Origin of the sequence: Chroococcidiopsis sp. CCNUC1 (assembly GCF_023546805.1) — a bacterium.
In the GTDB taxonomy this organism is placed as follows: domain Bacteria; phylum Cyanobacteriota; class Cyanobacteriia; order Cyanobacteriales; family Chroococcidiopsidaceae; genus Chroococcidiopsis; species Chroococcidiopsis thermalis.
This window is the reverse complement of sequence record NZ_CP097480.1, coordinates 3528983-3541485: the sequence shown is the minus strand read 5'-3', so window position 1 is coordinate 3541485 and position 12503 is coordinate 3528983. Positions and strand designations below refer to the sequence as shown.

Annotated in this window: 12 protein-coding genes; 6 read left to right on the top strand and 6 right to left on the bottom strand. The window is 42.2% G+C overall.

Going from position 1 to position 12503, the window contains the following annotated elements:
* Positions 1–98 precede the first annotated feature (98 nt).
* Positions 99–1037, bottom strand: coding sequence for an exopolyphosphatase (locus M5J74_RS16510; protein WP_106218056.1), 939 nt, complete (start codon positions 1035–1037; stop codon positions 99–101).
* A 229-nt stretch (positions 1038–1266) separates the two neighbouring features.
* Here M5J74_RS16510 and M5J74_RS16505 point away from each other — a divergent pair, with 229 nt between their 5' ends.
* The gene (locus M5J74_RS16505) at positions 1267–3729 is read left to right on the top strand and encodes a putative PEP-binding protein (RefSeq protein ID WP_250012482.1); all 2463 of its coding nucleotides are present in this window, start codon (positions 1267–1269) and stop codon (positions 3727–3729) included.
* A gap of 122 nt (positions 3730–3851) precedes the next feature.
* Here the strand turns inward: M5J74_RS16505 and proS are convergent, their stop codons facing one another.
* Positions 3852–5342: a proline--tRNA ligase gene (proS, locus tag M5J74_RS16500; RefSeq protein WP_250012481.1), complete on the bottom strand. Its 1491-nt coding sequence runs from the start codon at positions 5340–5342 to the stop codon at positions 3852–3854.
* 144 nt (positions 5343–5486) lie between these two features.
* Between proS and M5J74_RS16495 the strand changes: the two genes are divergently transcribed.
* Entirely contained in the window at positions 5487–6221 is a 735-nt protein-coding gene (locus M5J74_RS16495) for a DNA-3-methyladenine glycosylase (RefSeq protein WP_250012480.1), read from the top strand.
* Positions 6218–7756 carry a cryptochrome/photolyase family protein gene (locus M5J74_RS16490; RefSeq protein ID WP_250012478.1) on the top strand — a complete coding sequence of 513 codons (1539 nt, stop codon included), beginning with the start codon at positions 6218–6220 and terminating at the stop codon, positions 7754–7756. Before M5J74_RS16495 ends, M5J74_RS16490 begins: the two co-directional genes overlap by 4 nt.
* Here M5J74_RS16490 and M5J74_RS16485 read toward each other — a convergent pair.
* Positions 7740–7922, bottom strand: a complete 183-nt coding sequence (locus M5J74_RS16485) for a type II toxin-antitoxin system HicB family antitoxin (protein WP_015155169.1) — start codon at positions 7920–7922, stop codon at positions 7740–7742. The two genes, M5J74_RS16490 and M5J74_RS16485, sit on opposite strands and share 17 nt — an antisense overlap.
* A gap of 62 nt (positions 7923–7984) precedes the next feature.
* Entirely contained in the window at positions 7985–8311 is a 327-nt protein-coding gene (locus M5J74_RS16480; protein ID WP_127022816.1) for a hypothetical protein, read from the bottom strand.
* A gap of 46 nt (positions 8312–8357) precedes the next feature.
* Here M5J74_RS16480 and M5J74_RS16475 point away from each other — a divergent pair, with 46 nt between their 5' ends.
* Both M5J74_RS16475 and M5J74_RS16470 read left to right on the top strand, forming a co-directional pair.
* The gene (locus M5J74_RS16475) at positions 8358–8696 is read left to right on the top strand and encodes a DUF433 domain-containing protein (protein ID WP_015155167.1); all 339 of its coding nucleotides are present in this window, start codon (positions 8358–8360) and stop codon (positions 8694–8696) included.
* Positions 8693–9040 carry a DUF5615 family PIN-like protein gene (locus M5J74_RS16470; RefSeq protein ID WP_015155166.1) on the top strand — a complete coding sequence of 116 codons (348 nt, stop codon included), beginning with the start codon at positions 8693–8695 and terminating at the stop codon, positions 9038–9040. The genes M5J74_RS16475 and M5J74_RS16470 overlap by 4 nt, the downstream gene beginning before the upstream one ends.
* Positions 9041–9059: 19 nt before the next feature.
* Here M5J74_RS16470 and M5J74_RS16465 read toward each other — a convergent pair whose 3' ends face one another.
* Positions 9060–9911, bottom strand: coding sequence for an alpha/beta fold hydrolase (locus tag M5J74_RS16465; protein ID WP_015155165.1), 852 nt, complete (start codon positions 9909–9911; stop codon positions 9060–9062).
* Between the two features lie 104 nt (positions 9912–10015).
* Here M5J74_RS16465 and M5J74_RS16460 point away from each other — a divergent pair, with 104 nt between their 5' ends.
* On the top strand, positions 10016–10696 hold the full coding sequence (locus M5J74_RS16460) for a queuosine precursor transporter (protein ID WP_106218062.1): 681 nt from the start codon (positions 10016–10018) through the stop codon (positions 10694–10696).
* A gap of 152 nt (positions 10697–10848) precedes the next feature.
* On the opposite strand, the gene M5J74_RS16455 is transcribed toward M5J74_RS16460, so the two are convergent.
* Complete coding sequence (locus M5J74_RS16455; RefSeq protein WP_250012477.1) at positions 10849–12438, bottom strand: nucleoside hydrolase; 1590 nt, start codon at positions 12436–12438, stop codon at positions 10849–10851.
* Between the last annotated feature and the right edge of the window lie 65 nt (positions 12439–12503).

Below are 12503 nucleotides of genomic sequence, written 5' to 3'. Positions count from 1 at the left end.
GGGGTGAGGTTATCAATAAACTGCAAGTATTTCAAGTATTTTTGGTGAACCCACCCCTACACGAATATGATATTCAAACCAATAAAATCAAATTTAAATTACTCGTTCGCCTTAATTTGGCTAATGATTTCCCTTAATGTTTCATCCACTACTTCATGCGCGACTTGACAAGTTCCAGCGTTGGCATGACCACCACCACCATACTTTAACATCAACTCGCCAATATTAACTTGAGAACTGCGATCGAAAATCGATTTGCCAACTGCAAACACTGTATTTTGTTGCTTCAAACCCCACATGACATGAATTGAGACAGTACACTCAGGATATAAAGCGTAAACCATAAACCGATTCCCCGCGTAAATTGTCTCTTCTTGCCTCAGATCTAATACAACTGTTTTGTCACGAACAGTCGCACACTTTTTAATTTGTGCTTGAAATTTAGCTTCGTGTTCGCGATAAACATCGACCCTTTCTTTCACGTCAGGAAGATTTAAAATCTCGTCAATCGTGCTGTCTTTACAAGCATCGATCGAATTCATCATCAAATCGTAATTAGAAATTCTAAAATCTTTAAATCTACCTAACCCCGTTCTCGCATCCATCAAAAAATTCAGCAGTACCCAGCCTTGAGGTCGTAAAACTTCCTCTAAAGTAAATTGAGCCGAGTCCGCTCGATCAACTGCTGTCATCATCTCTTGGGAAATATGAGGGAATTTTTCCGCTCCACCAAAATAATCGTAAACAACTCTGGCAGCAGATGGAGCGTTAGGATCGATGATATGAGTGGAGGAGCGATCGCGATTTCTCAGCGTTTCGCTAAAATGATGGTCGAAGGCTAAATACGCACCTTCAACATAAGGTAAATTTGTAGTAATATCATGATTAGTAATTTCAATTTTGCCATCTTGCATATCTTTCGGATGGACGAACTTAATCTCATTGATTAAATTTAAACTTTTTAGTAAAACAGCACAGACGAGACCGTCAAAATCGCTTCTCGTAACTAATCGATACTGTTGGGCTTTTAGTAACATAGTAATCTTGACCTCTTGAGTAAGCGTTCAAAGGGATTTGCATAGACAGCACGCTTATTGGTTTCTAGCTATGCTCGATCTAGTTTTCCCAGGAATTTGCTTAAATAAACAAATAAGAAGGGAGTCGGGAGTCGGGGGAAGAATTCACGCATTCACGCATTCAAAATTATCTAGCCACCAGCCACTAGTCACTAGCCACTCTTTACTGATAACTGACGAGAGAAAATTCTTGAACACACTCTACTTACTGGAGCAAATTTCAGCCGCAGAACGCCTACAGATAGGAGAAAAGGCATTCCATCTCGGTCGGATTGCGACAAACGGTTATCCAGTAGTACCTAGTTGTGTCGTTCCCGCTCAAACTCTGTGGAAATTTCTCGCGCAGTTAAATTCGTCCGATCCATTAATTGCCGATCTGCCAGAATCTTCATTGAGAATAAATGTTGATGATAGTCATCAACTCCAGAAAGTTGCCCAACGCCTACAGCAAGAAATTCTTGCCGCACCCTTACCAGAAGAGTACTGGCGATCGCTGCTAGAAGCGACGCAATCGTGGCAAGCATCAGCATTAATTTTTCGCCCTTCTTTAATTCTGAAAACTACGGCAATCCAAAATCTCAATTTCTCTGGACTGCTAGAAGCTCAAATATGTTGTCCAGAACCGGAAGCGATCGCCCTAGCTTTGAAGCAAACTTGGAGCCAGTTATTTCGCGCTAGAAGTCTTTTGTATTGGCAGCGCCACAGGATTGAATGGCGAGACATTCATCTAGCAGTCTTGGTACAACCCCTACAAAATGCGATCGCCTCGGGAATTTTAACGTGTAACCCCTCTGAGATTGAGATTAGCGCTACTTGGGGTTTAGGGATAGCGATCGCCCGTGGGGAAGTTTCACCCGATCTCTACTTCGTTTCCACCGCAACGAATCAAGTGCGATCGCGGCAGTTGGGTAATAAAATATTGGCTTATGGAGTCGGCAATATTCCCTTCATTTCAGATTTAACTCTTTGTACGACTTCTCTTTTACCCTCATCTGTCACCCCTTGCTTGCAAACATACTTGTTGAGCGAAGCACAACAGCAGCAGTATGCTCTCAGCGATGAGTCTCTCCAACAACTGATTCAACTCACGCAACAACTAAAAACAGATTTGGGCGCAGCATTCTATTTAGAGTGGACGTTGGCTCAAACAGGGATCGACGCAAAACCGCAACTCTACCTGACCCACGCGAATACCTATAGAGTTCGGGAGCCAGCAGCCAACAGCCAACAGCCAAAAGAAGATTCGGAATTCCGAATACCTCCTCGCTTAAGCAAGCTACGGAATTCGGAATTTATCTCAGGCATCGCAGCAGCAAGGGGAGAGGTCATTGCTCCAGCATACGTGATCGCAAAAAGCGAACCGCGACCTGTAACTATACCAGCAGGATCGATTTTAGTCGCTCCAGCGATCGCCCCTGACTGGCTACCCCTATTGCAACAAGCAGCGGGAATCATCACTGAGCAAGGAGGATTGACTTCTCACAGCGCCATCCTGGCTAGAGAATTAGGTATTCCGGCTGTTGTGAGTGTTGCGCGCGCCACAGGATCGATCCGAACAGGAGAATTATTGGAATTGAATGGCGATCGCGGTGAAGTGTGGAGAAGAGGCGACAAGGGAGACAAGGGGGACAAGGGAGAAGTCAAAAGTCAAAATTCAAAAGTCAAAATTTCCCGACTCCCGACTCCCGACTCCCAACTCCCGACTATAGCCACTCAACTCATGCTCAATTTGAGTCAGCCGAGTTTAATTGCTCAGGTTAAGGATTTACCCGTCGATGGCGTGGGGTTGTTGCGATCGGAACTGATGATGTTGAACGTGTTAGAGGGACAGCACCCGAGAGTGTGGTTGCAACAGGGACGACAGGCAGAATTATTAGATTTATGGAAATCACAAATTAGTCAATTCGTCAATGCTTTTGCTCCCAGACCCGTATTCTATCGCTCTTTAGATTGGCGATCGCCAGAATTTCAGTCTTTGAATCTGGATGGTGTGGATGCTGCTGCTGGTAACAGCCGTAATTCCATCCTGGGACAGCGCGGGACGTTGAGTTATCTCAAAGATCCGAAAGTTTTTGACTTGGAACTAGCTGCTTTAGCCGCCGTGCAGCAGTCCGGTCAAACAAATCTTCACCTCATGTTACCGTTTGTCCGCAGTGTCGAAGAGTTTAGTTTCTGCCGTCAGCGCGTCGAGCAAGCAGGACTAACTCAAGTTGCGCAATTTCAACTGTGGATCGTGGCAGAAGTGCCTTCAGTGCTATTTCTACTACCCCAATACGTCAAAGCAGGAGTTCAAGGAGTTTCCATTGGCACGAACGACTTGACTCAATTGTTGCTGGGAGTAGACCGCGATCGCGGCGAGTTAGCCGCTAATTTAAACGAACGCCACCCAGCAGTCCTGCAAGCGATCGCCCAAATTATCCAAATGGCGCAGCAAGCTAATATTTCCTGCTCGATCTGCGGTCAGGCTCCCGTCCTTTATCCAGAAATTATCGACTCTTTGATCCAATCGGGCATTACCTCTATTTCCGTCGAACCGAATGCCGTCGAACAGACTTATAGGGCGATCGCCCGTGCCGAGCAAAGATTGCTCCTGGCTGCTGCCCGTAAGATTGGAGCAGAGGGGCAGAGGAGCAGAGGGGCACGGGGGAATTAACTATTCACCACGCACTACTTCTCTTTCCCAATTTTCTGATACCTGTACGGGCGGGTTCACCCGAAATATTTGTGAGTTACAAAGTTGCTCGGTCAACCCGCCCCTACCATACCTGGCTCCCGCTAGTACGCTCTAGCAAAAATGACTCGCCGATCTGTTTGCCTACCCGTATAAAAACATTTCCCCGTACCTTGTTGTAAGTCGAAAGGAATGCAGCGTCCGGTTGCTTTAGTTTCTTCTTTGATTTTCTCTTCGTCGTCAGAATTACCATCAAAGTAAGCAACATAAAAACCTGCTTTTTCTTCGATCTGTTGCTGAAATTCAGCGTAGGTTTCGACAAAGTGCAAATTCTGTTGCTGAAATTCTTGCGCCCGTTTGAATAAGCTAATTTGGATATCCTCTAATAAAGTTTTGATTTGCGATTCCAAATCACTTTGAGCCACATTAATTTTTTCACCAGTATCGCGACGAACTAACACGGCAGTACCATTTGCTAAGTCTCTCGGACCCATTTCTAAACGTAAAGGAATGCCTTTTAATTCCCAATCGTTAAACTTGAACCCAGGGCTTAAATTATCCCGCGTATCGACTTTAAATGAAAACGCTTTTGTGGCTTTAAACTGCTCTTGTAGTTCGGTAAATCGAGCTAATACTTGCTCTTTTTCCGCGTCCTTACGATAAATCGGCACGCCAATCACCTGTAGAGGAGCAATGCGCGGCGGACAAACAAAACCGCGATCGTCGGAGTGAACCATAATGAGAGTACCGATCATTCTAGTTGTAATGCCCCAACTCGTTGCAAATGGATACTCTTGTGTTCCTTCAGCAGACAAATATTTCACGTCAAAGGCTTTAGAAAAAGTCGTGCCTAAATTGTGGCTCGTACCGACTTGAATGGCGCGTTTATCTTGCGTCATTGTTTCGATTGTATAAGTATGTACTGCCCCAGGAAACTTTTCATTTTCTGTCTTGCGTCCGGCAAATACTGGAATAGCTAAATACTGCTCGACAAAAGTTTTGTAAATTTCTAACATTTGCCTTGCTTCAGCTTCAGCTTCATCAGCAGTTGCATGAGCTGTATGTCCTTCTTGCCAAAGAAATTCGGTTGTGCGTAAGAAAGGTCTAGTTCTCAACTCCCAGCGACAAATATTTGCCCATTGATTCAACAGAATTGGTAAATCTCGATAGCTTTGAATCCAATTACGATATGCTGACCAAATAATAGTTTCGCTAGTCGGTCTGACAACGAGTGGTTCGGATAGTTCAGCGTCGGGATCGACGGTAATTTCTCCCGATTCAGTCAGTTGTAGCCGATGGTGAGTCACAACAGCGCATTCTTTGGCAAAGCCAGAAACGTGTTCGGCTTCTTTAGAGAAGTAGCTGACGGGAATAAATACCGGAAAGTAAGCATTCGTGTGTCCGGTGTCTTTAAACATTCCGTCCAGGGTTTGCTGCATTTTCTCCCAAATCGCAAATCCTTCCGGTCGAATAATCATGCAACCGCGAATCCCAGAGTCTTCGGCTAGCTTAGCTCTGTCTACAATGTCTAGATACCAGCGGGAGTAGTCTTCATCGCGTCTGGTGATTTTGAGTGCATCAGCTTTCTCTGCCATTAACGTTCCCTTGTGCCTTGACGATCTCAGATTTAGTCTAAAGCATTAGCTGCCACTGTTAAGGATGTCATTTAGGTTGGATGCGCGATCGCAAAACCCTGGCAAGAAATACAATGTTAAGATGGCAAGCTCTGAGGGTCAAGAATGGATTATTCAGTTGCGATCGCGGCACTTACAAAATCCGATCCTATCCTTGCTACTCTGATTCACCAAGTTGGTACTTGTCGCCTCGATCGAGTCCAGCAAACGGGAGATTTATTTTTCTCCCTCTCCAAAGCCATTATCCATCAACAACTTTCAACTAAATCTGCAACTGCGATTCACCAGCGATTTTTGAGAATTTCTCCCGCACAACTTCCCTCCGCCTTAGATATCCTCAACACTCCAGATGAAGTTTTGCGGGAAGTGGGTATTTCTCGTCCCAAAATTGTTTACCTCAAAGATTTGGCTGCTAAAGTCCTATATGGATTGCCTACCATCGCTGAGTTGGAATTATTAGACGACGAAACAATCGTTCAGACGCTTACCCAAGTCAAAGGAATTGGACGTTGGACGGTGCAGATGTTATTAATTTTTCGATTGCATCGATGGGATGTGTTACCTATAGATGACTTAGGTATTCGAGCTGGCGTGCGCAAAGTCTACAATTTGGCAGAGCTACCCCACCGTAAAACTGTAGAACAATTGGGACAGCAATGGAAACCTTATTGTACGATCGCATCCTGGTATCTTTGGCGTAGCCTGGAACAGTTATCAGCGAACAGTGACCAGTCAGGGGACAAGGAAGACAAGGGGGACAAGGAAGACAAGGGAGAAAAAAACAACAGTCAACTACCAATTAGTACTCCTCACTACCCACAAATGACAAATGACAAATGACAGATGACAAAATTATAGGTATTTGGATTTTAGGCGATCAACTTTGGATGGGACAATCAGCACTACAAAGTTGTGTCGATAAAAAACACCATCAAGTTATTTTTATTGAATCTTTGCGCCATGCTCAAGAATTACCCTACCACTTACAAAAATTGGTATTAGTATGGTCGGCGATGCGCCATTTTGCCGAGGAGTTAAAACAAGCAGGATGGAATGTTACTTACAAGCAAGCTGAAGATTTTCAAACTCCTCTAATAGAGTGGATTAAACAAAATCAGATTGCAGAATTACGGGTAATGACACCGAGCGATCGCCCTTTTGCTAAATTAATAGAAAGCTTAAATCTCCCTTGTCAAGTTACATTTACACCTAATAATCGTTTCATTTGGGGTGATGCAGAATTTATCCAGTGGGCGAGTTCTCGCAAGCGCCTGATTATGGAAGATTTCTATCGAGAAGGTAGAAAGCGGTTTGATATTCTTATGGTAGGCGATTTACCCGCAGGCGGACGTTGGAATTTTGACAAAGACAACCGCCAGCCACCTAAAGGTAAACTAAAATTACCGGAAGCTTTATGGTTTGAATGCGATCGCATTACTCAAGACGTAATTGATTTTGTCATACAGTCACCTGCATTTAAAGATAGTCAAAAGTACTGGCAAATTCAACCTTTTCGCTGGGGAGTTACCCGTCAACAAGCATTACAAGTTCTTGACTTTTTCATTCAAACTCGCTTGTCTAATTTTGGACCCTACCAAGATGCAATGGTAACGGGAGAACAGACAATGTGGCACGCGATGCTGTCTCCTTACCTCAATTTGGGGTTAATTCATCCTTTAGAAGTCGTGCAAGCCGCAGAAAAAGCATATTACGAAAATCAGGGTGAGTGGGAACTCAATAGTATCGAGGGATTTATTCGTCAAATTTTGGGTTGGCGCGAATATATGCACGGCATTTATATCTATATGGGTGAAGATTATCCCACAAAAAATTGGTTTAATCACGCTCAACCCTTACCTGAGTTTTATTGGACTGGAAATACGCAAATGAATTGTTTGTACCAGATTCTCAAGCAGGTAAAAGAAATTGGCTATGCTCACCACATTCAGCGGTTGATGATCTTAAATAACTTTGCCTTAATTGCAGGGATTTCACCGCAAGAATTAGAAGATTGGTTTCACGCCGCATTTATTGATGCTTATGATTGGGTAATGCAAACAAATGTCATTGGCATGGGACAGTTTGCTGATGGGGGAATGATGGCATCGAAGCCTTATGCAGCCTCGGCAAATTATGTCAATAAAATGAGCGATTATTGTAAGAATTGTTATTATAACCCTCGCGATCGCACGGGTGAAAAAGCTTGTCCTTTCAACTTCTTCTACTGGGATTTTCTCGCCCGTCATTACGATAGTTTAAAAAACAATCACCGTATGAGTCAAATGTTGCGAAATTTAGAAAGAATGCCAGGGGAAGAATTGGAAAAAATTCGTGCTAAGGCGGCGGAATGGCATGAGGTTAATTCGTTGACGTAGTAGAGTGGCTTTCATTGGCAACCTCAAGCCAACCTTCAATAGCATCTTTCAAGTTAGTCATTACTTCTTCCATTGTTTCTCCTTCAGTAATGCAACCAGGAAGTGCAGGAACCTCTGCCCAGTAGCCTCTCTCTTCTGCTGAGTGAATTATTGCTTTAATTTTCATATACTTAGCCAGTTATTTTTGTATCAGCATATAGTACAGCCTATGTTATTCTTGATTGTATATTAATTTTCTAGCTTTAATTTCTTGAGTTTTTTATAATCGCGCTCCCAAGATTTTTGTTGTTCTATAGTTTCTTCTGGCAATGGATCTTTAAACATGGTCTCACAATAAAGTACTAATTCTTCTACAACTCCTTTTACTCCAAAAGCCTGGATATAAGCTTGCAATGCATAGTTGAAAAATATGTCGCTTAATTCATCTTCATTGAGACTTTGAAAATATTTATCAATAGGAAGGGGATGATTCATATAATAAATTTTGGCTCTACTTGTCAAAACTAATTTTATTAAGCAGTTAGTGACCGTTTCTAGTAAAAATTGTGTTAACATAAACAGTAAGATTACCTCAATCAACATAGTAATAGTAAAAATTGTTATGGTGTTAACAATCGTAGCTGAAACTGCTCCACTAGATACTAATGCTGATGGCGTGGTTCGAGTAGGAAAGACTCGCGTAACTCTCGATACTGTGGTTGCTGTTTTCAAACAAGGAGTAACGGCAGAAGAAATTGTTTATCGTTTTCCATCGCTCAAATTAGCTGATGTGTATGCAACGATTGGATTTTATCTCAACCATCAGCAAGAAGTTGAAGCGTATCTCCGGCAACGGCAGAAACAATCGCAAGAGATTCGCAAAGTCAATGAATCGAGGTTTGATTCGCAAGGATTACGTGACAGATTGCTTGCCCGTAGAGTAGAGCGTTCTTCAAAATGAAGTTTTTAGCTGATGAAAACTTCGACAACACAATTATCAGGGGTTTAATTCGCCGTAACTCCAACATTGATATCATTCGCGTTCAAGATGTAGGTTTATCGGGTAAAGATGACCCAACTATATTGGCATGGGCAGCACGAGAAAACCGAATATTACTTACTCATGATGTTGCTACAATTACGCGCTATGCCTATGAAAGAGTGGTAGCAAGTCAGCCGATGCCAGGAGTTATAGAAATTAGTTTAGATGCAGCAGTTGGTAAAGTTATAGAAGATATTATCTTGCTGCTAGAGTGTAGTTCTGAGAGTGAATTAGAAGGGCAAATTCAGTATCTTCCTCTGTAATTAAGGGATAAGTCAAGTATTAATTTTTATACTCACTAGCCAAAAACTCCAATACCAAATTATTAAACTTCTCTGGATATTCTAAATGAGGATGATGTCCGCAGCGATCGAAAATGTGGAGATGAGCGTTAGGTATAGTTTTAGCTGCAATATGCGCGTGAGCTACTGGTATAATTCTGTCTTGTTTGCCCCAAATTACTAAAGTTGGTACGGTAATGGTAGCAAGTTGACTGAGAATTGGACGAAACACTTGCGATCGCACTCCTAACAAGTGAAAATTCGTCTTAACCATCGCCATCAGTGCGGGTTTTCTTCCAGGTAAAGCAAAGATGGGATATCGCAGTTCCACCCACTCAGAAGGAATGCTTTGCGGGTTGAAAAAATTATTTTTTAACATCGGCGCTAGCAGGCGGCGTGACGGACGCAGTAACCTAATCAGCAAGGGTAAAGTTGTTAGGCGGATACCTAAAGCGATTTCCTTACCAAATCCCATGCTATCTACCAACACCAACTTATTCACCCGTTGGGGAAATAGCAAAGCCAGTTGTAAAGCCGCACCACCACCCATAGAATTGCCTATTAAAGTCGCAGATTCAATCCCAAGGGTATCCATAAAATCTTTGATAAACTGAGCCTGGTATGTGAGTGAATAGGAAGCTTGAGGCTTATCCGAACGTCCAGAACCCACCATATCGAGTGCGTAGACGCAGTGAGATTTTGCTAGAGTACCAATGTTATACAACCAAAACTCTACCGAACCTTGACCCCCATGTAACAAAATAACGGGATTTCCACTTCCCATCATCCAATAACGAGTATTAATAGAATCAACTTTAACGTATCGATCTACTGGTACTTGCGTCTGATTCATAATTCAAAAGTCAAAAGTCAAAAGTCAGAAGTCAAAACTGAGGAGATAGGATTCATAACGATTCCCCTACTCCCGACTCCCACTCTCCCACTCCCTCATTCCGAATGTCTAAATCTTACAAACATCTAGACGCGATCGCGACTTTATTTGTTACTGTTTTACTCATCTCAAATATTACCTCGACTAAAATCGTTAGCTTAGGATGGTTTACCTTTGATGGCGGAACGCTAATTTTTCCACTCAGTTATATTTTTGGCGATATCTTAACTGAAGTATACGGATACTCTCGTTCTAGAAAGGTTATTTGGTTGGGGTTTTTCTGTGCTTTTTTAATGGCTGTAACTTTTAGTCTTGTTGGCGCGTTACCTCCAGCAGCAGATTGGAAATATCAAGAGGCGTATCATCAAATTTTAGGCTCTACTCCGAGAATTGTCGCTGCAAGTTTAATAGCTTACTGGGTAGGAGAGTTTTCTAATTCTTTTATTTTAGCAAAATTGAAGATCTTAACTCGCGGTAAGTGGCTGTGGACTCGCACGATTGGCTCAACTTTAGTAGGGCAAGTTTTGGATACGACAATATTTATTTTGATTGCTTTTTTTGGAATTGTTCCCAATAGTGTAATATGGGCGCTGATTGTATCTAATTATTTGTTTAAATGCGGAATTGAGATTTTATTTACACCTATGACTTATATGGTTACTAATTGGTTAAAGCGTCAAGAGCAAGAAGATTACTACGATACCAATACGAATTTTAATCCGTTTCGTTTTTCCAAAACAAGTTAGTGTAAGAATATCTAGAGTTCCGCGCTTGAAGTTTTAGATCTCGCTTCTCCCTAGTTCCCTCCTTGAGAAGGGGGGAACAAAGCCCCCTATAAAAGAGTTTTAGGAAATCAATTTCGTAACCTCTAAGAGTAAAAAGTTAGCATAACTCACCATCAATTGCTAGTACAAACCAAACCAAAGACAAAATCTTGAATCGTCGTCTTAAAATCAGGATCGCCAGCAGCAGGCTTCACCGACAAACTCAACCTTACGGGATTTTTGACTCTTCCCAAAGCAAAAAGATTGCCAATATCTCGCCGAAAAAGTTCTGCCTCTGGTAATTGTCCCGTTACCGTACTCGGATCTCCATTCGTCAATGTTGTTATTTCTAAATCGGCGAAATCTTCAAAATTTAGAAAATCATTCCATAGACTAGCTACAGTTAAAGTATCCCAGAAAAATAGTGTATCAAAAACGAAAACACCAGGAGCGGGCGAATTAGCAAATTGAACATTTTTGATATATTGTGCGGGGGCAGTATTACACTGAGAAGGATTATCTTGAATGCGTTGAGCAAACCCTTGCAAGCGGGCGAAATTTGTAGCATTTAACGGGACGACATCCGCCGGAATTCCTGAATTGAGAACTTTATCTACCGCAGGCGCATCAATCCAAAAATTGACTTCGGCATTATTCAGGGAATTAAAAGCTTTTTTGTGTTCTCCAGTTTGAATATTCTCAAAATTCGTTCCTGGAAATGGTAAATGGTGCGAACCAAAAACATGTTCTCCATCTTGATAGTAAATGTTACCTTCCGTCCAAACTGGAAATGGTTCGTTTAAACGATAGTTACCATTAACATCAAAATTATCGGCTTTATTTTCATCCAAAACACCACCCATGTGAATAGTAGAAATAACAGAATTCAAATCGGCAAGTTTGATTTTCTTAGGACAGCCGTACTTGCGAGGATTTTTTTCTATGTAAGAATAGGCTCTTGCTAAGTTAGTTACGGGTCCAACAGTAGCGATTGTCAGTGGATCGTCTTTTTTGTATGCTTCACAGATAGAAGTTGCTAAATAATTAGCCGCTTTCTTTTTCGGATCGATCAGATCTACTTCTCGTAGTTGAAATTGCTCTAAAGCTGCTTGAGCTTGCGGCAGAATATACCTTAAAGTTTCATCGCGAAACGTTCGATTAAACTCGTTCCAGCAGACAAAATCGCGGGGAGACGACACGAATTCTTGATGGAATAGACAAGGTTCTAAAGCTGGTTTACCTGCAAATGGCAACTGTACCCGTACTGGAGTAAATTCAGTTCCAGGGACGGGTTGACCAAAATCGTCAGCCTCGTTCGGTACGTCAATAGTTGTCGCACTTTCATCACAACCAGAATATATTTTTGCATCGCGATATTGAGCGATCGCTAAAACTTTTTGTGTCAGTCCGTCAATCGATCCTGCTTCAGGACTAAAATCGCCTAGCAGCTCTCGTTTTAATTCTGGATAACCTTCAGAATTATTACAATAAGATTCTCCGTGTGCCATCGTGGTGATTCCAATCAGTTTGACTGGCGGAGATTTCTGTTGCGAAGCAAGGGCTAGAGTTAAGATGGCATAATAATCTTCAAACGCGCCATCGTGATCGAAAATGACTCGAATTGGACGATCGCTAGCTATGGCAGAATTTGGCAAGCAAAAAGTAGCGGCAATAGCTGCGATCGCTAATCCAGAAACGAGTTTTTTCAGTTGACAATTTAACATAATTCACTTGTCTGCAAATGGAGACAAGTTAGCACGAGCAAAGATTGTTCTTGGTATCGAATTTT